The following is a 286-nucleotide window of genomic DNA, read 5'->3' as shown; positions in this document are numbered from 1 at the left end:
CGTACCAGTACCACTACCTGAACCATTATCCGTATCAGTACCCCTCCCTGAACCATTATCCGTCTCAGTACCTCTGCCTGAACCAGTATCCGTGTCAGTACCGCTGCCCGAACCAGCATCCGTGTCAGTATCGGCATCCGAGTCGGTATCAGTATCGGAGTCAGTATCCGCATCCGAATCGGTATCGGTATCCGCATCTGAGTCAGTATCCGTATCCGTGTCGGTATCAGTGTCGGTATCAGCGTCTGAATCGGTATCAGTGTCAGTATCTGAGTCAGTATCTGAG

The 286-nt window shown here is 51.7% G+C and carries 1 pseudogene; it reads right to left on the bottom strand.

The features are described from left to right. A pseudogene (locus D1831_RS14515) lies at positions 1-286 on the bottom strand (hypothetical protein); the annotation flags it as partial.

The organism is Lactiplantibacillus garii (genome assembly GCF_003885105.1).
Taxonomy (GTDB): Bacteria; Bacillota; Bacilli; order Lactobacillales; family Lactobacillaceae; genus Lactiplantibacillus; species Lactiplantibacillus garii.
This window is presented reverse-complemented; position numbering and strand designations above follow the sequence as displayed.